General features: G+C 65.0%; 20 protein-coding genes and 1 other RNA gene. 9 read left to right on the top strand and 12 right to left on the bottom strand.

Translation table 11 applies throughout. The annotated features are described in order from the left end of the window. Positions 1-8: 8 nt before the first annotated feature. The 3 genes from J6525_RS41705 to J6525_RS41695 form a co-directional block, all read right to left on the bottom strand. Complete coding sequence (locus J6525_RS41705) at positions 9-758, bottom strand: cytochrome c biogenesis CcdA family protein (protein ID WP_312010056.1); 750 nt, start codon at positions 756-758, stop codon at positions 9-11. 411 nt (positions 759-1,169) lie between these two features. After that, positions 1,170-1,781, bottom strand: coding sequence for a sigma-70 family RNA polymerase sigma factor (locus J6525_RS41700; protein ID WP_057018990.1), 612 nt, complete (start codon positions 1,779-1,781; stop codon positions 1,170-1,172). A gap of 246 nt (positions 1,782-2,027) precedes the next feature. After that, complete coding sequence (locus J6525_RS41695; protein WP_225649017.1) at positions 2,028-3,095, bottom strand: acyltransferase family protein; 1,068 nt, start codon at positions 3,093-3,095, stop codon at positions 2,028-2,030. A gap of 204 nt (positions 3,096-3,299) precedes the next feature. Here J6525_RS41695 and hrpB point away from each other — a divergent pair, with 204 nt between their 5' ends. The 3 genes from hrpB (at position 3,300) to J6525_RS41680 (ending at position 8,152) form a co-directional block, all read left to right on the top strand. Beyond that, entirely contained in the window at positions 3,300-5,768 is a 2,469-nt protein-coding gene (gene hrpB, locus J6525_RS41690) for an ATP-dependent helicase HrpB (RefSeq protein ID WP_225649016.1), read from the top strand. Positions 5,769-5,987: 219 nt separating this feature from the next. After that, a complete protein-coding gene (locus J6525_RS41685) occupies positions 5,988-7,439 on the top strand; it encodes an NCS1 family nucleobase:cation symporter-1 (protein WP_225649015.1) in 1,452 nt (483 codons plus the stop codon). Positions 7,440-7,639: 200 nt separating this feature from the next. Beyond that, complete coding sequence (locus J6525_RS41680) at positions 7,640-8,152, top strand: TIGR02281 family clan AA aspartic protease (RefSeq protein WP_225649014.1); 513 nt, start codon at positions 7,640-7,642, stop codon at positions 8,150-8,152. A gap of 276 nt (positions 8,153-8,428) precedes the next feature. Here the strand turns inward: J6525_RS41680 and J6525_RS41675 are convergent, their stop codons facing one another. From J6525_RS41675 to J6525_RS41665, 3 genes are all read right to left on the bottom strand, one after another. Beyond that, complete coding sequence (locus J6525_RS41675; protein WP_225649013.1) at positions 8,429-8,914, bottom strand: hypothetical protein; 486 nt, start codon at positions 8,912-8,914, stop codon at positions 8,429-8,431. Between the two features lie 9 nt (positions 8,915-8,923). Next, on the bottom strand, positions 8,924-9,406 hold the full coding sequence (locus tag J6525_RS41670) for a hypothetical protein (protein ID WP_225649012.1): 483 nt from the start codon (positions 9,404-9,406) through the stop codon (positions 8,924-8,926). A 531-nt stretch (positions 9,407-9,937) separates the two neighbouring features. Continuing rightward, a complete protein-coding gene (locus tag J6525_RS41665; RefSeq protein ID WP_225649011.1) occupies positions 9,938-10,348 on the bottom strand; it encodes a hypothetical protein in 411 nt (136 codons plus the stop codon). Here J6525_RS41665 and J6525_RS41660 point away from each other — a divergent pair. Beyond that, complete coding sequence (locus tag J6525_RS41660; protein ID WP_225649010.1) at positions 10,338-11,837, top strand: phosphomannomutase/phosphoglucomutase; 1,500 nt, start codon at positions 10,338-10,340, stop codon at positions 11,835-11,837. The genes J6525_RS41665 and J6525_RS41660 overlap by 11 nt on opposite strands. Before the next feature lie 120 nt (positions 11,838-11,957). Here J6525_RS41660 and J6525_RS41655 read toward each other — a convergent pair whose 3' ends face one another. The 6 genes from J6525_RS41655 to J6525_RS41630 form a co-directional block, all read right to left on the bottom strand. Further along, a complete protein-coding gene (locus J6525_RS41655) occupies positions 11,958-13,424 on the bottom strand; it encodes a methyl-accepting chemotaxis protein (protein WP_225649009.1) in 1,467 nt (488 codons plus the stop codon). After that, positions 13,405-13,716: a hypothetical protein gene (locus J6525_RS41650; protein WP_225649008.1), complete on the bottom strand. Its 312-nt coding sequence runs from the start codon at positions 13,714-13,716 to the stop codon at positions 13,405-13,407. The genes J6525_RS41655 and J6525_RS41650 overlap by 20 nt, the downstream gene beginning before the upstream one ends. A gap of 161 nt (positions 13,717-13,877) precedes the next feature. Then, entirely contained in the window at positions 13,878-14,378 is a 501-nt protein-coding gene (locus J6525_RS41645; RefSeq protein ID WP_016848075.1) for an Lrp/AsnC family transcriptional regulator, read from the bottom strand. A gap of 76 nt (positions 14,379-14,454) precedes the next feature. Continuing rightward, the gene (locus J6525_RS41640) at positions 14,455-15,402 is read right to left on the bottom strand and encodes a sugar kinase (protein WP_038385636.1); all 948 of its coding nucleotides are present in this window, start codon (positions 15,400-15,402) and stop codon (positions 14,455-14,457) included. Positions 15,403-15,480: 78 nt separating this feature from the next. Further along, positions 15,481-16,431 (bottom strand): NAD(+) diphosphatase, encoded by a 951-nt coding sequence (gene nudC, locus J6525_RS41635; protein WP_076834914.1) that lies wholly within the window; start codon positions 16,429-16,431, stop codon positions 15,481-15,483. A 7-nt stretch (positions 16,432-16,438) separates the two neighbouring features. Next, positions 16,439-16,858, bottom strand: coding sequence for an HIT domain-containing protein (locus tag J6525_RS41630; protein WP_016848078.1), 420 nt, complete (start codon positions 16,856-16,858; stop codon positions 16,439-16,441). Positions 16,859-16,969: 111 nt separating this feature from the next. On the opposite strand from J6525_RS41630, the gene ffs reads away from it, so the two are divergent. The 5 genes from ffs (at position 16,970) to J6525_RS41605 (ending at position 20,572) form a co-directional block, all read left to right on the top strand. Continuing rightward, an RNA gene (gene ffs, locus J6525_RS41625) (signal recognition particle sRNA small type) lies at positions 16,970-17,066 on the top strand. Between the two features lie 112 nt (positions 17,067-17,178). Next, the gene (locus J6525_RS41620; protein ID WP_225649007.1) at positions 17,179-19,032 is read left to right on the top strand and encodes a DNA polymerase III subunit gamma/tau; all 1,854 of its coding nucleotides are present in this window, start codon (positions 17,179-17,181) and stop codon (positions 19,030-19,032) included. Between the two features lie 23 nt (positions 19,033-19,055). Then, entirely contained in the window at positions 19,056-19,376 is a 321-nt protein-coding gene (locus tag J6525_RS41615; RefSeq protein WP_028335943.1) for a YbaB/EbfC family nucleoid-associated protein, read from the top strand. Continuing rightward, positions 19,377-19,982 (top strand): recombination mediator RecR, encoded by a 606-nt coding sequence (gene recR / locus J6525_RS41610; RefSeq protein ID WP_028335942.1) that lies wholly within the window; start codon positions 19,377-19,379, stop codon positions 19,980-19,982. 146 nt (positions 19,983-20,128) lie between these two features. Beyond that, complete coding sequence (locus J6525_RS41605; protein ID WP_376708641.1) at positions 20,129-20,572, top strand: hypothetical protein; 444 nt, start codon at positions 20,129-20,131, stop codon at positions 20,570-20,572. Positions 20,573-20,959: the final 387 nt, after the last annotated feature.

The raw sequence follows: 20,959 nt of genomic DNA, 5'->3' as shown, positions 1-20,959 counted from the left end.
CTTTGGGCTTACAGGCCGATCTGGCCGTTGGGATAGAACTGGGTCAGCCACGCCACGATCAGCGTGTCGTATTGCAGGTAGGACAGCGCGGCGAATGCGACGATCACGACGCCGAAGCCCTGCTGCAGGCGCGGCGCGATCCGCGCCATGCTGCGCACGCGCGTGGTGACGGCCTGTCCGCCATAGGCAATCGCAAGCATCGGGATCGCGGCGCCGATCGCGTAGGTGACGAGCTGCAGGCTCGCCCACGCGGTGTCCTTCGAGGTCGCGACGATGGTCAGGATCGAGCCGAGCACGGGGCCGGCGCACGGCGTCCACACCAGGCCGAGCGTAGAGCCGAGCACGAAGCCGCCGAACAGGCTTTGCGACGGCGCGGCCTTACCGAGGCTGCCCTGTTGTTTGGACGCGCTTTCTTGACGCGAACCGGTTTCGCTCGAAAACGCTTTGGTAGCGCCGGTGAGCCGGATCGACAGCCATTCGAACGGCGCCGGCCAGATCATCAGGAGGCCGAAGCCCGCGAGCAGCACGGCCGCGCCCGTCCGCAGCACGTTCGGATCGAAATCGAAGGCGCGCGTGATCGCGCTCAGCAGCAATGCCACCGCAGAGAATGACATCACGAAGCCGAGCGCGATCATCGCGGGCCGCGCCTTGCCGGTCTGGCCTATCGATACCCCGAGCAGGATCGGCAGCATCGGCAGGGTGCAAGGGGCGGCGACGGTGGCGACACCGGCAAGCAGGGCAAGGGCAAGGCTGAGCATCGTCATCCGTCCATCAGAGTCCCGGCGCGCCAGAGGGCCGTGCCGGGTACGCCTGATGTTCTTCGCAAGGACGGTTTGGCCGTTACGGCGGACCGGTCGCGGACCGCGTCACGTCTGTGTGAGGCGAGGCGCACTCGGCTTCACGACGTCGCGCCAAATACAGAGCGACCCGGCTGGGGGGCATCCCGGCCGGGTCGTTGGAGGCTACTTGGGAGGTTAGAACGAAGAGGTATCGAAACCGGTTCAGTGGATTGGGGTTGGGGTTGCGTCGTTGGATATAGGTATAGAGGTCGCGTTTTTCCGGGTGATGTCGTCGATTGTTTCAATTGTTTCGTCGCCTGATTTTTTCGGCTTCGTGGACAATTGCCCGGCTCGCGTGATCTCCCTTTAAGGTATTGAATTTGCAGTATTTTATGCGGCAACGCTATCCACGCCGGCACCCCGCAGGAGGTCGGCGAGCTGCTTGCGGGCATAGAACATGCGGGTCTTCACCGTGCTCTGCGGGATCCCGATGATCTGCCCGGCCTCCTCGACCGACTTCTCATGGTAGTAGACCAGATTGATGATCTCGCGGTGAGCCGGCGACAGCTTGGCCACGCAGGCGCGGAGGATCTCGCTGGTGGTGGCGCGATCGAGCGAGGTTTCCGGCGTGTCGGCGCCGTCGGCGATCTCCAGCACGTCGTCCTGGTCGATGTCCTCATGCTTGCGCTGGCGCAGCGCGGTCAGCGCCTTGAAGCGGGCGATCGAGAGCAGCCAGGTCGAGACCTGCGAGCGGCCCTCGAATTGGGCCGCGGTGCGCCAGACGTCCAGGAACACCTGGCTCACGAGGTCCTCGGCCATCGTGGTGTCGCGCACCATGCGGAGCACGAAGCGGTAAACCCGGACGTTATGACGGGAATAGAGCGTGTGCATCGAGGTGCGGTTATTCTTGGCGATACGCGCGAGCAGCGTTTCATCCGAGGTCGCGCGAGCAGCGTCGATATGCTTCGTGGCTGCAGAGTTGATGGCGATGACGTTCGGCATGACAGGCTCCCAGTTCGCCGTTGGGCGGCGGTTCGTTGGGAGAATTGTTAGTTACGGCCCGTTTCCGGATGTCTGCGCGAAAAGCGGAAAATGGTTTCGTGAACGGGAGAATTGTTTCGTCGTCGGCCGGACGACGAAACATTCAGGACCAAAAAGCCAATAATTTCAATGCGAGGAAAATTCGAACGGCTGGATTCCCGCCGTCGGAACGAATCCGGCTGTTATGACTTCTGGCACTGTCGGGGCTTATTCGGCCGCCTGCAGCGAGGGCGCCGCCTTTTTCGGGGCAATCCAGAACGCATCGGGCCGTTCGAACAGGAAATTGGCCCGCGCCGCCAGCGCCAGCCGCCAGATCACGAGCGAGCCGGCGACGCCGACCGCGGTCACGATCAGCGAGATCAGGCCGATGTCGTGGATGACGCCGAAGCGCAGCAGAAGGGTGCGTGACGCGGCCATCGGCAGGAAGAAGGCGAGATAGATCACGATCGAATGCTCGCCGCAGAAGCGCAGGAAGCCGAGCCAGTGCGCGCGCGCCAGCAGCGTGCCGGTCACGATGATCGCGCAGGCGCCGGCAAAGCCGAGTGCCAGCGAGACGACCGGCCATTCGCTCACCTCGAGCGCAACCAGGCCGCCATTGATCAGCGCCCAGAGCCCAAGCCCGAGCAGGGCAAGCGCAGGCCGTGCCCGCGCGCGGTCCGACAGCGCGAACACGTAATCGGCGAGGACATAGCCGGTGTAGAAGTAGACGAAGCGGGAGCAGAATTCGTCGATCGCGGTCCAGCCGGTCGCGACATGCGCGGTCTCCAGCGCTGCCGCGATCAGCCAGATCACGAGCGGGTGGATGTTGCGCGCGAGCTTGGTGACGACGAAGAGGATCGGCAGCAGATAGATGAACCACAGCGTGCCGAACGGCTCGATGAAGGACTCGAGGTATTGCAGCCCAACCCGGGCCCAACCGGTCTCGGCGGCCAGCGACGGCGCCTTGAAGCCGAACTGGATCGTCACCCAGAGCACGTAGAAATAGGCGAAGTGCATCACCTTGCGGTCGAGATAGGTGCGCCAGTCGCGATCGATCACGACCGACAGGAACAGGCCCGAGATCAGGAAGAAGTCAGGCATCCGGAACGGCTTCGCGAACATCACGACGTAATGCATGAAGCCGGTCTGCTCGGCGGCCTTCTCGACCCCCAGCACCGAATGCATCGTCACGACCATGATGATGCAGATGCCCTTGGCATAGTCGACCCAGTCGACGCGTCCGCTCGCGCGCGGGGCGGAACGATCTGTCGCAGCGGCTGTGCCGTTCGTGGTCATCTTTGTCTCGTTCCGGCGTGATCGTGCCTATCATCGGCCCGATCGGTTGCTTTCTCCTTTATTGATACAAATGGTGTGCCACCAAACCGGACCTTTCCGCGGGTTTCCCGTAGCCGGCGAATGGTCTAAGAGGCGAGGGAATCCAACACGGATTGTTAACCATGGGACGCACCGGCCCGAGCGCCGCTGCGATGATGAAAGTCCTTGCCGCGCCAATTCGATAGTCCGCTGCCGATCGACGCCGTGCTCGATGAGCTCGATCGCACGCTCGAGGGCCACAACGCCGCGGTGCTGGTGGCGCCGCCGGGCGCCGGCAAGACCACGCGCGTGCCGTTGGCGTTGCTCGATGCACCCTGGGCGAGGGGCAAGAAGATCATCGTGCTGGAGCCGCGCCGCATCGCCGCGCGCGCCAGCGCGGAGCGGATGGCGAAGACGCTCGGCGAGCGTGCCGGCGAGACCGTCGGCTATCGCGTGCGCTTCGGCTCGAAGGTGTCGCGCGCGACGCGGATCGAGGTCGTCACCGAAGGCATCTTCTCGCGCCAGATCCTCGACGATCCCGAGCTCAACGGCGTCGCCGCGGTGCTGTTCGACGAATTCCACGAGCGCTCGCTCGATGCCGATCTCGGGCTGGCGCTGGCGCGCGACGCGCAGACCGGCCTGCGCGAGGACCTGCGGATCCTCGTGATGTCGGCAACGCTCGACGGTGCACGCGTCGGAAAGCTGCTCGGCGACGCGCCGGTGGTCGAAAGCGAGGGGCGCGCCTTTCCGGTCGAGACCCGTTACGTCGGCCGCAAGGTCGACGCGCCGCTGGAGCGGCAGATGGCCGAGACGATCGCGACCGCGCTGCGCGCCGATGCCGGCTCGGTGCTTGCCTTCCTGCCGGGCGCCGCCGAGATCCGCCGCACCCAGACCTTCCTCACTGAGCGTGTGCACGACGCCTCTGTCGAGATCGTACCGCTGTTCGGCGCGCTCGATGCCAGCGTGCAGGATCGCGCCATCGCGCCGGCGCCGAAGGGCACCCGCAAGGTGGTGCTGGCGACCTCGATCGCCGAGACCTCGCTGACCATCGAGGGCGTGCGCATTGTGGTGGACTCTGGCCTCGCGCGGGTGCCGCGCTACGAGCCTGACATCGCATTGACGCGGCTCGAGACTGTGCGGGCGTCGCGCGCCGCGGTGGATCAGCGGCGCGGCCGTGCCGGCCGCATCGAGCCCGGCGTCTGCTACCGGCTCTGGGACGAGCCGCAGACCGCGTCGCTGCCGGCCTACACCGCGCCCGAAATCCTCTCCGCCGATCTGTCCTCGCTGGTGCTCGACCTCGCGCAATGGGGCGTCAGCGATCCCGCGGGCCTTGCTTTCCTCGATCCGCCGCCGGGACCGGCGCTGAAGGAAGCCAAATCGCTGCTGTCAGAGCTCGGGGCGCTCGACGGTGATGGCCGCATGACAGAGGAAGGACAGAGCCTGCGCGCGCTGGCGCTGCCGCCGCGGCTGGCGCGCATGATCGTGGATTCGGCCCGCTTCGGTGCGGCCGAGGAAGCGGCCGAGATCGCCGCGGTTCTGACCGAACGCGGGCTCGGCGGCGACAGTGTCGATCTCGACGTCAGGCTCGACCAGTTCCGCCGCGACCGTTCGCAGCGCGCATCGAGCGCCCGCAGCATGGCGGCGCGCTGGGCCGCGCAGGTGAAGTCAGCGGTCGGCGAAGCGAAGGATCTCTCCACCGGCGTCATGCTGGCCTTCGCATTCCCGGATCGGGTCGCCAGGAACCGCGGCAATGGCAGCTTCGTGCTGGCCAATGGCCGCGGCGCCGCCGTCGAACAGACCGCGGCGCTGGCGCGGCTGCCTTATATCGCGGTTGCCGAATTGACCGGCACGGCGGCGAGCGGCCGCATCCTGCTGGCGGCGCCGATCACCCAGGAGGAGATCGAGCAGCGCTTCGCCGACCAGATCGAGAACGTGCAAGAGGTGACGTTCGACCGCGGCGCGATGGCGCTGCGCGCCCGCCGCCGGCGTTCGCTGCACGCGATCACGCTGTCGGAGGCGCCGATGTCGCTGTTGCCCTCGGCCGAGACCGCGCGCGTCTTCGCCGACGGGCTGATCGCGGCCGGGCTCGACCGGTTGCCGTGGTCGAAGCACTCGAAACAGTGGCGCGACCGCGTCATGTTCCTGCGCAAGGCCGAGGACGAGAGCTGGCCCGATCTGTCCGACACCGCGCTCGCCGCGCGTGCCGACGACTGGCTGGTGCCGGCGCTCTACGACAAGACCGCGCTGAAGGACCTGTCCGCCGGCGACCTGTCGGACGCGCTGATGGCGTTGCTGCCGTGGGAGTTGCGCGCGCGGCTCGATCGCGAGGCGCCGACGCATTTCGAGGCGCCGACCGGAACGCAGCTCGCGATCGATTACGAGGCCGAGCAGGGCCCGACCATCGCGGTGCGGCTGCAGGAGCTGTTCGGGCTCAACACCCATCCCTCCATCGCCAAGGGCGCGGTGCCGCTGGTGCTGGAACTGCTGTCGCCGGCACAGCGGCCGGTGCAGGTGACGCGCGATCTGCCCGGCTTCTGGCGCGGCAGTTACGCTGCGGTGCGTTCCGACCTGCGCGGCCGCTATCCGCGCCATCCCTGGCCGGAAGATCCCGCCAGCGCGATGCCGACCAGGCGCGTGAAACCGCGCGGCACGTGACGGGTCGCGAATCTCATGCATCGCCGTCATTGCGAGGAGCGATAGCGACGAAGCAATCCATCGTTCCGCGCATGGCGCACGATGGATTGCTTCGCTTCGCTCGCAATGACGGGCATAGACCCGCACCATCCGGGACGTAACGCTGGCGAGCGTCCGCAAACGGTGGTTAGATTTGCACGCTGGGATGGGATCACGGGCTCGCAGTTTGGGGAGGTCACCGTGGAAATCAAGAACGCATCGCCGTCGCTGTACAACGAAGACCTGGCGCCGGCCAAGGAACGCAACTGGGGCGCCTTCAGCATCTTCAACGTCTGGACCTCGGACGTGCACAGCCTGTGGGGCTATTACCTCGCCGCCAGCCTGTTCCTGCTCTGCGGCAGCTTCGTCAATTTCATCCTCGCGATCGGCGTCGGGTCGCTGGTGATCTTCGTGCTGATGAGCCTGATCGGCAATGCCGGCGTGAGGACCGGCGTGCCCTATCCGGTGCTGGCGCGCGCCTCGTTCGGGGTCTGGGGCGCCAACATTCCGGCGCTGGTCCGCGCTGTCGTCGCCTGCTTCTGGTACGGCGCGCAGACTGCGGCGGCCTCGGGCGCGATCGTTGCGCTGCTGACGCGCATCGACAGCTTCAAGGCGTTCCACCAGTCCAGCCATATGCTCGGCCATTCCACGCTCGAGGTGATCTGCTTCGTCGTGATCTGGGCGTTGCAGCTTCTGATCATCCAGCGCGGCATGGAAACGGTGCGGCGCTTCCAGGACTGGGCGGGACCTGCGGTGTGGTTGATGATGCTGATCCTTGCGATCTATCTCTGCATCGCGGCCGGCGGCATCTCGCTGACCGCGCCGATCCCGCAGGACGTGCTGCTGGAGAAGACCAAGGAGGCTGGCGTACCCGGCGTGCCCGGCTCGTTCCCGGCGCTGTGCGCCGTCGCCGCGACCTGGATCACCTATTTCGCCGCGCTCTATCTCAACTTCTGCGACTTCTCGCGCTATGCGCCCGATGCAGCCGCGCTGCGCAAGGGCAATATCTGGGGCCTGCCGGTCAATCTGATCCTGTTCTCGCTGGTCGCCGGCGTCACCACGATCGCGGCGTTCAACGTCTATCACGAGGTGCTGCTGCATCCCGACCAGATTTCGGCGAAGTTCGACAGCTGGTTCCTGGCGCTGCTCGCGGCGGTCACCTTCGCGGTGGCGACGCTCGGCATCAACGTCGTCGCCAATTTCGTCTCGCCGGCGTTCGATTTCTCGAACGTGTTTCCGCGGCATATCGACTTCAAAAAGGGCGGCTACATCGCGGCGCTGATCGCGCTGGCGCTGTATCCGTTCGCGCCCTGGGAGGGCAGCGCCGCCTCGTTCGTCGGGCTGATCGGCGCGACGATGGGACCGATCTTCGGCGTCATGATGGTCGACTATTACCTGATCGCCAAAGGCCGTGTGAACGTGCCGGCGCTGTATCAGGAGAACGGCGAATATCGCTTTCAGAACGGCTGGAACGTCAGCGCGCTGATCGCCGCCGGCATCGGCGCGCTGTTCTCGTCGGTGCTGCCGAACTTCACCTCGATCCTGCCGGCGTGGTGGGCGGTCTATGGCTGGTTCTTCGGTGTCGGGATCGCGGGCGCGGTCTATTACGCGCTGCGCGTTGGGATGCCGAGCCCGGTCGCCAGGACGGCCTGAGAGACGGCCTGAGAGACGGCCTGAGAGCCGGAAATTGCGGCCCGCGCGGGCGACCGACGTCATTCGGCCGCCCCTTGGGGCTCGCATTAACCCTTCGCTCATCCTTTTCGCCAAAATGGCAGGCTCGTGCCGCCGCCCTCGCTCGCGGCGGGGCGGGCGGCGTGGTGAAATTGCGTGTTCGGTTTTCCGAGTATGGTGTCATGCGTAACCTGATGATTTTCGCGGCCATCCTGATCGGGCTGGGCACCTTCATGGCTCAGATGGCCAGCAAGATGTCGCCCGCCGCCGCGACCACCACAAAGCAGACCATGGCCCCAGCCGTCACGGTGGCGCAGGCCAGCGCCCGCACGCTCAGTATTGCGCCCGATCCTCGCGGTCATTTCGCGACCGACGGCCGGATCGACGGCCAGCGCATCAACTTCATGGTCGACACCGGCGCCTCGGTGGTAGCCCTGAACGAAACGTCCGCGGCACGCTTCGGCCTGCGTCCGGTGCCGGGCGACTACACCTCGCGCGTCACCACTGCCAACGGCACCATCAAGGCCGCGCGCGCCCGCATCGCCATAATCGAGATCGGCGGCCTCACCGTGCGCGACGTCGATGCCCTGGTGCTGCCCGACGAGGCGCTGTCGGAAAACCTGCTCGGCCTGTCCTTCCTGTCGAAGCTGAAGCGCTTCGAATATGCCAACGGCAAATTGTTGCTGGAGCAGTAAGGCCGATTGGCATCAAAGCCTATCCAAGTCTTCCGCCGGATGTCTTCCTCCGTGATGCGCATCGTCTCCTCAGAACGGCAGAAATTCCGCCGAAACTGAGGAAGGCGGACACACAAGTCGCCGCGAGGGAATTCAGTGCGCTGCTTGTTCACATTTTGGGAATGAGAGCGTAGTCGAGTCGATCTTCGCGACGGCGCGGCATTTGCGCCAGACGTTCGCAGGCAACGTCAGACCTGAGGCGCTTTCGCAGAGCGTCGCGCCGATCTCCCGGCGTGCTCACTGTAAATCCCTACTGCACTCTCTGATATAGCCGGGCGGGTCGTCGACATTCGGGCAGCGCACGACCTGAACGCAAAAGACTTCATCACCGTGTTTGAATATCGAGACTTTTAAACGCTCGCCTCTCTCCGTCGGTTTCCCAATAATAGCTATGCCTAGGCCGGCATCGTCACCCGATAGCGACACCTCATCTTCCCCAAAAGGAAAAACGGATAAACACTCTTTCGGCACATCAATCCATTGCCCATTGTGTTCAATGCGCATCGACCGTTCCGAGCCTACCCCAAACCCTTTCTTTTCCGGGTTTCGGTCGCAAACTGCCTTGAGGGTGCGAAGTTCGATCTTCGCAAGATCCCCGCCTTGTTGATTTTTGAAAGTCAAAGTCACGACATCCGGCTTACACCAGGGGCCCGAGTTTGCCTTGCATACCGTTGAATTGGCGAGCAGAAGGCATAAGGCTCCGGCGAGCACGAACATTTTCATCGGCATGACTCAATATTTGTATCGATTCCAATCAGGCATTCTCGACCCCGTTGGCTTGCCGTGAAGCCAATACAGATAGCTCCCATCCCAAGATCCAGCCCACGCTCGATAATCCGGAGTTTTCTGCGAATAAGCCTTCGCATTGTCTAGATCTCCATCACTCTCGTGCTGATCATCCCAGTGCATGTGCCCACGTGCCACCGCACCGCTGTCGCCAAACCCCACACCACCGCCCAGCGCTCCGTCTTGGAATCCGCGCGCTATCTGATCGTAGTAATATAGTCCGCCGCGCTTATGAATTTCCACGCCCAGTTCCGGGATAAAACCCCTGCTCTTGGTCTCTTCCGGGTAATATTGGGCACCAAGGTCTATCATTTCCTTACGGGCAGCGTCCCATGCGCGCTCCGCGCTCTCGAAACCGATCCCCGCATTGCGGCTCGGAAAGTCGCCACCTTCGGCGCCGCCAAAGCGCTTGATTGCCAGCGACGCCACCCGATCCGCTGGGGCTGTTGCCAGTCGCCGGCCCGTTGACGCCGGGCTGACCGGCTGCTGTCGCGGGCTGCTGCGGCTGGGGTTGCGGCTGTGGCTGTGGCTGAGTTAGTTGAGTCGATGTCGGCGGCTGTTGAATCTGCGCCTGTTGAGTTACGCCATCCGCGGCGAACGGATCGTGGTCAACGGGAACGAGCGAGTAGTCATCGAAATCCGGCTGATGGTCCACCGGCACCAGAGAGTAATCAGGCATCATCAATCACCTACAGTTATTGCGGACACCTTCGGGGGAGCCCGCGCGTGACCGCACCTCGCGGAGAGGGCTGGGTTGGCTTTATGTGTTTGAAGGCAAGTGCTTGAAGGATGGCTTGCGCGAGGGCGCGGAAGTGTCGCTTCCGGTTCGGCTTGCCCGCCGTCTTCGCCGGGCGCCCGTCTATCGGCGCGGTCGGCCCTGGCTGTTAGCCAGTTCGGTTCGTTGCGGTGGCCAATTTCGGCGCGCTCGGCAGTGTATTGGCCGACAGCGTCTTGTCTGATTCAAAAAACCCGCAGCGGATTTTCCGGTGTGGGCTTGATTGTTGCGACGATGAAAATGTACCGGTGAGTTGCCCGACGTGTCAATTGTTCGACGCGCAGATTGCAGAGCGCCGGGAGCGACTGAAATAACAACCGCACGGCAATGCCTGTCGATGCCTGGCGCCACCCCTGCAGAAACCATGCTGGGTCGGAACGATTAGCGGTCAAGCAACTCGCAGGGCGCAGCAGCGCGGCGTATTGCGGCCGCCGCGCAAGGTTGGGTGGATGACGACAGTATTTCGCCGACGCCAAATCTGCCGCAATTATTCGCCACAAGCCGTCAATCCTGCCTTCCGCTGCGGCGATGCATTCGCTAAAGCCAGCGGCACTGTTCTTCCGCATTTCCACGAGGCCATTTCTGATGTTTCCCAAGCCGAAATCCGCGTTGGTCCCGAACACCTATGCCTTCGAATCCGAGCCGATGGTGAAGCCGACCGGGTTTCGCGAGTACGACGCGCGCTGGCTGTTCAACAAGGAAATCAACCTGATGGGCGTGCAGGCGCTTGGCATGGGGCTCGGCGCGCTGATCGCGGAGCTCGGCGTCCGCCAGGAGATCGTCACCGGTCACGATTTCCGCGGCTATTCCGCCTCGATCAAATACGCGCTGATCTCGGGCCTGATGGCGGCGGGCTGCAAGGTGCATGACATCGGGCTCGCGGTGACGCCGATGGCCTACTTCGCGCAGTTCGATCTCGACGTGCCCTGCGTCGCCATGGTCACCGCCTCGCATAACGACAATGGCTGGACCGGCGTCAAGATGGGCGCCAACCGTCCGCTCACCTTCGGTCCCGACGAGATGTCACGGCTGAAGGCAATCGTGCTCAACGCCGAATTCAACAACACGGCCGGCGGCTCCTATCAATTCCACGAGAATTATCCGGCGCGCTACATCGCCGACCTCACCAGCCGGCCGAAGCTGACGCGCAGGCTGAAGGTCGTCGCGGCCTGCGGCAACGGCACCGCGGGCGCGTTCGCGCCGCAGGTGCTGGAGGCGATCGGTTGCGATGTGATCCCGCTCGACACCGAACTCGATCACACCTTCCCGAAATACAATCCGAATCCGGAAGACATGGAGATGCTGCACGCGATCCGCGATGCGGTGCTGGCGCACAAGGCCGATGTCGGCCTCGGCTTCGACGGCGACGGCGACCGCTGCGGCGTGGTCGACAACACCGGCGAGGAGATCTTTGCCGACAAGGTCGGCGTCATGCTGGCGCGCGACATGTCGGCGATCAACGCCAACGCGCAGTTCGTCGTCGACGTGAAGTCGACCGGGCTGTTCGTGACCGACCCCGTCTTGCAGAAGCAGGGCGCGAAGACGGTCTACTGGAAGACCGGCCATTCCTACATGAAGCGGCGCACCAACGAGCTGGGCGCGCTCGCCGGCTTCGAGAAGTCCGGCCACTTCTTCTTCAACAAGCCGTTCGGTCGCGGTTATGACGACGGCCTGGTGTCGGCGATCGCGATCTGCGAAATGCTCGATCGCGCGCCCGGCAAGTCGATGGCCGACCTGAAGGACGCGCTGCCGAAGACCTGGTCGTCGCCGACCATGTCGCCGCATTGCGCCGACGAGGCGAAGTACGGCGTCGTCGACGCCGTGGTGAAGCACTTCGAGGCGTTGCAGCAGCAGGGCGGGAAGGTCGCGGGCCAGAACATCCGCGACCTCGTCACCGTCAATGGCGTGCGTGTCACGGTCGAGGACGGCAGCTGGGGCCTGGTGCGCGCATCCTCGAACAAGCCGGAGCTCGTGGTCGTGGTGGAAAGCCCGGTCAGCGAGCGGCGCATGCACGACATGTTCGAGGCGATGGATGCCGTGCTGCGCACGCATCCCGAGGTCGGCGAGTACAATCAGAGGATTTGAGCTGGGTGTTCTCGGACCGTCATTGCCGGGCTTGACCCGGTAATCCATCTCGGAAAAGCTTTCTTGAAAATCGATGGGCACGCGGGTCAAGCCCGCGTGCGACGATCGGTCTCCGCAGCTTCACGCCGCCCGCAGCGAGGCCAGGAAGCGGTCCAGCTCGGTCTTCAGCCACTCCGATTGCGACGACAGGCCGTTCGCCGCATCGAGCAGTTGTGCGGTCGCGCTGCCGGCCTGTTCGGAGGCGCGGTTGACGTTGAGGATGCCCTTGTTGACGTCCCGCGTGCGATCGGCGGCCTGCTGCAAATTGCTGGAAATCTCGCGGGTCGCCGCGCCCTGCTGATCGACGGCGGCCGCGATCTCGCCGGAGACCTGGTCGATCTCCGCGATCGTGGTGCCGATGCTCCCGATCGCGCTGACGGCCGCGCCGGTCGCGCTCTGGATGTCCTGGATCTGGGCTGAAATCTCCTCGGTCGCCCTGGCGGTCTGGTTGGCCAGTGCCTTGACCTCGCTCGCGACCACGGCGAATCCGCGGCCATGCTCGCCGGCACGCGCCGCTTCGATGGTTGCGTTCAGGGCGAGCAGATTGGTCTGGCTGGCGATGCTCTGGATCAACGTCACCACCTCGCCGATCTTCTGCGTGCCGGCGGCAAGCCCTTCGACGACGCTGTTGGTGCGGCGTGCCTCGTCGGCGGCCTTGGCGGCGATCCGCGCCGAGCGCGTCACCTGCTCGGCGATGCTGTTGATCGAGGCCGTCAGCTCTTCGGTCGCGGACGCGACGGTTTCCACATTGCTCGAGGCCAGCGTCGATGCGGAGGCGGCGGCGGTGGCCTGGCGGATGGTTTCCGCGTTGCTGCCGTTCATCGTTGCCGACAGGTCCTGCATCGCGCCCGCCGCCACCGCGACGGCCTCGACGACCTCGCCGATCTTGCGCTCGAAGCCGGCGGCGAGCTCGCGCCGCGCGGCATCGCGATCCTGCTTGGCGCGTTCGGCCTCGATGCGCTCGGCATTGGCGCGCGCCTCGGCGGCACCGGCGGCCTCGGCCTCCGCCGCCTTCAGCGCCGACGTCCTGAACAGTTCGGCAAGCGTGTGCGCGAGCCAGATCAGCACGCCGGCCTCGATCAGCAGGATCACGGCGTGGAGAACGACGCGACCGAAATCGGCGCCGCCGGGATAGATCGCGGCCGGCAGGATGAAATTCAGCGTCAGGTGGTGCAGGGCAACCGCCAAGGTGCCGGCGACGATCGGCCGATAGTCGCAATAGGCAACGAGGCACGCCAGCGCGGCGAAGAAATACATGTGCATGTCGACCTGCCAGCGGTGGCCCGCGAACTGGTAGACCAGCATCGACACGCCGGCCATCAGGGCCACGGCAACGATCAGGCGGGTTGAAACGCCGTTCCCCGAGACGCGCCACGACACCGTCGCGGCCAGCGCCATCGCGACCATGAAGCCAGCCGGCATCAGCCAGTCGGTGTGCAGCGTGATGCCGACGATGATCGCGATCGGAACGTGCAGCCACAGCACCACGAGCAGGATCTTGCTCGCCGTCTCGCGCAGCGCGGCCATTTCATCGCCTTCGAAGGTCATCCCCAACCCCCAGATCGTCATCCGCCGTGAAGCAGCCGGCGATCGCCTGCGGATCCATGGTCAGCAAGGCGCCGGCCTCGTACAGCCGGCCCAGCCCGCCATTGCGGTCAGGTCGCACCACCAGCAGGGCCGGGATCGCGGTCATCCGAACGATCGACGCATTGGCGGATGCGGCGGCCAGCAGCGCGCGTTCGGCGCGCCACCATGGCGGAAAGGCCACGGCCACCACATCGCTGCCCGCACGCACCTTTAGCGACAGCGTTGCGACCGCGATCCAGCTCGCGATCAGCAATGCAGCCGCGCCCAGCCATGCAGGCCATCGTCTCGCTGGGATGATCTCCCCCGGCTCCATCGCAGCAGAATACCGCTGCCGGCGCTAACTTCAGGTAAATGCCGAACCGGCCAACTACCTGGGAGCGTATCGACCTTATCGTGTGGGGTGTGCGGCGGCGCTTACGCCGCGGGCACCGGCAGCGCCGTCACCGACTTGATCTTCTCCATCGCGAAGCGCGAGGTGACGTTCTTCAGCGGCACGGCACTGATCAGCTTCTTGTAGAACACGTCGTAGGCCTGCATGTCCGCGACCACGACGCGCAGCATGTAGTCGACGTCGCCGGCCATCCGGTAGAACTCCATCACCTCGGGCATGGCGCTGACGGCGTCGGCGAATTTGCGCAGCCAGGCTTCCGAATGGTCGGCGCTCTCGACCGAGACGAACACCGAAATCCCGAGCCCGATCTTGTTCTGGTCGACCAGCGCCACGCGGCGCAGGATCACGCCGTCGGCCTCCAGCCGCTGGATGCGCTTCCAGCACGGCGTCGACGACAGGCCGACCCGGTCGCCGATCTCGGCGACGGAGAGCGACGCATCCTCCTGCAGCACGGTCAGAATCTTGCGATCGATCGCGTCGAGGCGGCGGCTGTTGTCATGAAGCTGAATGGCGACATCGGTCATAGAAGAAAGTTCCATATGAAGGTTCAATATCCCTCATATAGAGAAGAATCTTCCAAATCAAGCGATTCGTGGCGGCTCAGGCCGGCTTGGCGTCGGCGTGCTGACCCAAAAACTCTTCAACTTCAGTACGTTGCGGTGCGGCATAAGCACCCCCGAAGCGGGTGCATTTCAGCGCTGCAGCAGCCGAGGCGAAGCGCAGCGCGTCGCGCAGCGGCTGTTTCTCGGTGATGGCGAGGGCGAAGGCCCCGTGGAAGACGTCGCCGGCCCCGAGCGTGTCGACGGTATGGACCGGGAAGGCCGGGGTTTCCTCGAGCTCGCCGTTCTCGTTGAGCCAGATCGTGCCCATCGGCCCGCGGGTGCCGGCCAGGAAGGAGGGGGTGAGCTTGGCGAGCTTGTGCAGCGCCTGGCCGTCGTCGGTGACGTCGGCGGTCTCCTGCAGCGGCTCGCTGGAGAACACCAGGTGGGAGGAGGCGGTGAGCAGCCCCTCCCGCATCGACATCGCGCGGTCGACGTCGACCACCACGGGAATGCCGCGCTTGACCGCCTCGGCGCAAAGCTCGGTGCAGAACGGCGCGCAGCGGCTCTCGGTCAGGATTGCCGCGCAATCCTCCAGCAAGAGTTCGGTCGGCGGCAGCTTGACCTTCCAGAGCTCCGGATCGCGGAAGGTGACGATGGTGCGCTCGCCGCTGTCGTCGATCATGATCGCCGAGATCGGGGTGACCAAGTTCGGCATGTGGATCAGATGATTGGTCTCGATGCCTTCCTGGGCGAGCTTGTCGAAGATGTAGCGGCTCGAGGTCTCCTGCGAATCGCCCATCGGTCCGCAGATCGAAGCGCGACCGCCCAAGCGGACGATGCCGATGGCGGCGTTCAGCGCATTGCCGCCGCAGATCTCGTCGAAATGCGTCGCATTCTCCTTGGAGCCGCGCGCCGGGACGCTGACCCGAAAGGTCAGGTCGCGCACCGGCAGGCCGATGCAGAGGATGCGGGGCGGGACTTTCGGGGCGCCGTTCTGAAAATTCATGCGGGGATCCGTCGCAATGGTTCCGTTACTGCCAGAACTGTGTCCAGCTTTAATCGGCAGAACGATGTCCGGTTCCCGCTATTTGTCCAACGGGTTCTGGTGATGCACCCAGCGGCCGAGCAGATGATGGGCAATCGCGAACGGATGCGGGCCGGCGAGCCCTTCGGGATGCTGGCGCTTCAGCATCAGCGACGCCTCGGCATGGTCGAACCAGCGCGCATCTTCCAGCTCGGTGCGGTCGACCACGATGTCCTCGTTGGTCGCGCGCGCGGTGCAGCCGATCATCAGCGATGACGGATAGGGCCAGGGCTGCGTCATGTAGTAATTGACGTCGGTGCAGCGGATGCCGGACTCCTCGAAAATCTCGCGCCGCACGGCGTCCTCGATGGTCTCGGCGGCTTCCACGAACCCGGCGAGGCAGGAATACATGCCGGGCATGAACTGCTTCTGCCGTCCCAGCAGCACCTTGTCGCCATACGTGACCAGCATGATCACGACCGGGTCGGTGCGCGGAAAGTGCTCGGCCTTGCAGCTCGGGCATTCGCGCTTCCAGCCGCCGTCCTTCATCGCCGTGCGGGTGCCGCAGTTCGCGCAGAAGCCGTGGCGCTGATGCCAGGTCACCATCGATTTCGCCATCGCGATGGCCGAGAGCTGCTCGGGCGGCACCACCCCCTGCATCGCCATGCCGCGCAATTCGGTGATCGCGACGTCGGCGCGTCCGACCAGCTTCTCGGCCGCCTGCGGCGCGATCCCCATGCCGAAGATCGGCGCGGCGTCGCGCAGCCCGAGGAAGATCGTGCCGGGATTGGCGCCGTAGCTGCGGGCTTCCTCCAGCGAAAGCAGTGCGCGGGCCCCGCCATCCTCCTGCTTCACGACCAGCGAGTCGCGATAGATCACATAGGCTCTAGCTTCGCGGTGGCCCTCCAGCGCGAACAGCTTCTCGTCGTTGGTGCGCAGATGCGCGGCGCGGTCCAGCACGTGGGTGACAAAGGCCGGCTGGCCGAGCGGAAAGGAATCGAATGCAGACATTGAATGTTCAACCCAACCAGATCTTGCGGCGAAGCGCGCTGATGAAATTCTGCACTTCCTCGGCGTCATGCGCCAGCGGCGGCATCACGCCCCAAACGGGACGCGGCCATGCAGCGTCGCTGGTGCGGCGCGCGATGACGTGGACGTGGAGCTGCGGGACGAGGTTGCCGAGCGCGGCGACATTCAGCTTGTCGCACTTGGTGACCTCTTTCAGGGCCCGCGAGACGCGGGTGATTTCCGTCATCAGCTGCGCCTGCGCGACCTCGTCGAGGTCGATGATCTCGACCGCGCCGTCGCGCCGCGGCACCAGCAGCAGCCACGGATAATGCGCATCCTTGATGACGAGCACCTTGCACAGCGGCAGGTCGCCGATGTCGATGGTGTCTTTCTTGAGCTGCGAATGCAGCGACCAATTGGAGGCGGACATGGGGGGCAAATAATGCCTTTCCGTGTTCCCAGACAAGTCCCACAAAGCCAGCCTTACAAAGCCGGGTCAGGCCGCTTGCTTTCCGGCGGTTTTGGCCCCAAATAGGGACCGGGAGATTGGCGGTGGACGAGCCACTCGCCAACCGGGTCAGGTCCGGAAGGAAGCAGCCCTAACGAGGTCCGGATCGGGTCGCTCGTCAGTCTCCTACCTGTTTTTCCGAGCGAATCGCGCTGGAATGGCGGTCTCCGCGCCCGGCGCTCGATTTTGGCTCCTATCCGCACGCCGGCTGAAGAGACAATTCCCAAGTTGCGGATCGATGCATGAATGACGCTGGCGACCCCTCCCATCCGTCCGACGGCGCAGGCAAAGGGACCCTTGACGGCGGTTTCGATCTCGGCGGCGCGCCGGACGCCGCAAAACCCTACCGCGTTCTTGCCCGCAAATACCGCCCCTCCAGCTTCGAGGACCTGATCGGCCAGGAGGCCATGGTGCGCACCGTCTCGAACGCGTTCGAGACCGGGCGGATTCCGCAGGCCTGGATCCTCACCGGCGTCCGCGGGGTCGGCAAGACCACCACCGCGCGCATCCTCGCCCGCGCCTTGAACTACGCCAAGCCGGACGGTTCGGTACAGGGGCCGACCATCCACATGCCCGACCTCGGCGTGCACTGCCAGGCGATCATGGAAAGCCGGCACATGGACGTGCTGGAGATGGACGCCGCCTCCCACACCGGCGTCGACGATGTCCGCCAGATCAATGACAGCGTGCGCTACGCGCCGGCCAGCGCACGCTACAAGGTCTACATCATCGACGAAGTCCACATGCTGTCGACGGCGGCCTTCAACGCCTTCCTGAAGACGCTGGAGGAGCCGCCGGAGCACGCCAAGTTCGTGTTCGCCACCACCGAAATCCGCAAGGTTCCGATCACGGTGCTGTCGCGCTGCCAGCGCTTCGACCTGCGCCGCGTCGAAGCCGACGTGCTGATGAAGCATCTCGGCAACATCGCGGCCAAGGAAGGCGTCGAGGTCGAGCCCGAGGCGCTCGGCATCATCGCGCGCGCGGCCGAGGGATCGGTGCGCGACTCGCTGTCGCTGTTCGACCAGGCGATCGCGCATGCCGCGGGCAAGGTGAAGGCCGACGCGGTCAGGCAGATGCTCGGCCTCGCCGACCGCACCCGCGTGATCGATCTGTTCGAACAGCTGGCGCGCGGCGATATCGCCGCCGCCTTCGCCGAATTCCGCGCGCAGTATGACGTCGGCGCCGATCCGGTCGTGGTGCTGTCTGACCTTGCCGAGTTCGTCAATTTCGTCACCCGCGTGAAGTTCGTGCCGGGGACGGCCGACAATGTTGCGTTCGGCGAGACCGAGCGGGTGCGGGCGCGCGAGTTCGCCGCCAAGCTGTCGATGCGGGTGCTGTCGCGGATGTGGCAGATGCTGCTCAAGGGCATCGCCGAGGTGCAGACCGCGACGCGCCCGGCCGCCGCGGCCGAGATGGTGCTGGTGCGGATTGCCTATGTCGCCGATCTGCCGACGCCGGACGAGGTGATCCGGATGATCGAGCAGAATGGCGGCGGCGCGGCGCCCGCGACGTCGGGTTCCGCCGCGTCGTCACCGTCACGCGGCGCACCGAGCTCGGCGATGTCGGCCATGCCGTCGGCGCCGGTGCGCACGCCGCAGGCCGCGCCGCGCGGCGATCTCGCCGCGCGTCCGCAGATGGCAGCGCCGGTCGCCGATGCCGCGCCGGCGCTGCGGATATCAAGCTTTCCGCAGCTGATCGCGCTCGCCGGCGAGAAGCGCGACATCATGATGAAGAGTGCGCTGGAGGCCGATGTGCGGCTGGTGCGCATCGAGGACGGCCAGCTCGAGATCGCCCTCGAGCCGAAGGCGCAACGCGCGCTCGTCACCGATCTGTCGCGCAAGCTCGAACTATGGACCGGACGGCGCTGGACCGTGATCATCTCCAACGAGGCTGGCCAGCCGACCGTCCGTTCGCAGAACGAATTGGCGCGCAGCGAGCATCAGCGCACTGCGGAAGCCGATCCGCGCGTGCAGGAGGTGCTGGCGCGCTTCCCCGGCACCAAGGTGGTCGAGGTCCGCCGCCTTGCCGCTGAGGTTCCGGTTGCCGATGCGACCGGCGAGGACCCGATTGAAACTTCCGACAGCGACGACGATTGATATTTGGCTACAGGGACGCACGCATGGCTGATTTTCTTGGCATGATGAAGCAGGCAGCGCAGCTGCAATCCAAGATGCAGGAGATGCAGGAACAGCTCGGCAATGTCGAGGTCGAAGGCATCTCCGGCGGCGGCCTGGTCACGGTGCGCATGACCGCCAAGATGGAAGTGAAGGGCATCAAGATCGATCCGTCGCTGATGAAGCCGGAGGAACGCGAGGTGCTCGAGGATCTCCTGGTCACCGCGCATGGCGATGCCCGCCGCAAGGCCGAGACCGCGATGCAGGAGAAGATGATGGCTCTTACCGGCGGGCTCGGCCTGCCGCCGGGATTTGGTCCGACTTAAATGGCTGCAAGCGTTGCCGGCCCCGAGATTGAACGCCTGATCCAGTTGCTGGCGCGGCTGCCGGGCCTCGGGCCCCGTTCGGCGCGGCGCGCGGCGCTGCATCTGATCAAGAAGCGCGAAGCCCTGATGACGCCGCTGACCGCGGCGCTGCAGGTCGCGATCGACAAGATCCAGGTCTGCAAGACCTGCGGAAACATCGATACACAAAACCCCTGCACGGTGTGCACCGATCCGCGCCGCGACCCCTCGATCATCGTCGTGGTCGCGGACGTCGCCGACCTCTGGGCGCTGGAACGCGCCAATGCGACCAATGGCCGCTATCACGTGCTCGGCGCAACGCTGTCGCCGCTCGACGGCGTCGGTCCGCAGGATCTCACCATCGATCAGCTGGTGGCGCGCGCGCATGCGCCCGAGGTCAGCGAGATCATCCTGGCGCTCAATGCGACCGTCGATGGCCAGACCACCGCGCATTACATCACCGACCTGTTGTCGGAGGCCAATGTGCGGGTGACGCGGCTGGCGCATGGCGTGCCGGTCGGCGGAGAGCTTGATTACCTCGATGAAGGTACGCTATCGGCTGCGATGCGGCAGCGCACGCTCTTCTAGCGCGCGCTCGACAGTCGGACGTGGCGGCGTTTGCCGAGCGATCCGTCACAAGTCGAAAAGATCGCACTGAAACAAAATGATAGGGTTGGTGACGATTCGGGGACGGTCATCCACGCTCTGACGAATCAAGTACGGAACCACCGCAAATGACGACACACCGATTCGGCGTACGCTTGTTCGGCGTACGTTTGGGCTTTGCGCTTCTGGCGGCAACGTTCGCCGCGCCTTGCGCGCTCGCGCAGCAGGCCGACGCGCCGCAAAAGCCCGGCAAGATGATCCGCGCCGGCGACGTGCTGTCGGGAGAGCTCGGCGTCATGAAGGTGCGTGACGCCAAGAACCGCGGCAAGCGCGTCGCGACCTACCAGATCACCAGCGAGCCGCGCCGTCTGCCGCCGCCGAACGGTCTGTGCAATCTCGAGACCGGGCCGGAAACCTTCCAGCTCGTTCCGACCAACGATGCCCAGGCCGCGCAGCTCAAAAGCCTCTCCGGCAAGGAAATCTCGGTGAAGGTCGACGAAGTCGCCTGCGCCAAGGATGCCGGCGAGATGAGCGAAGCCATCGTCACCAAGTGGAGCGTGGTGGCGAAGTAGCTGCCTCACTTGCGGTGTCATCGCCCGGATGCGCCGGTAATGACACCGCGCTGTTTCTTGAGTTGCGACCCATCCTCATCGTCGTCCTAGCGAAAGCCAGGACCCATATGTGGACGGCCCCCGTGGCACAAGAGCTGTTTGGTGAGATCGGATCGCTTGCATCCATATGTCCGGCCTGTTGGGTGCGATCGAATGGATCGCTGGCCAAGATGGTTTGCGCGATGCGAGTTCCAAACAACCACGCGGCCTGTTGGCGGCCGATGGGTCCTGCGGACTGTCTCGCATCGTTGCTCGATCGATCGCTCCATCTGCTCTTGCAGCTCCGGTCGGCCGGCGAGCGAGCCCGCCGGCTAATCGATTAGGCGGCGGCTGTCATGGGATTCATCC

Origin of the sequence: Bradyrhizobium australafricanum, assembly GCF_020329495.1 — a bacterium.
GTDB classification, from domain to species: domain Bacteria; phylum Pseudomonadota; class Alphaproteobacteria; order Rhizobiales; family Xanthobacteraceae; genus Bradyrhizobium; species Bradyrhizobium australafricanum.
Note: the sequence above shows the minus strand (reverse complement) of the source record. Positions and strands in the feature narration are given on the sequence as shown.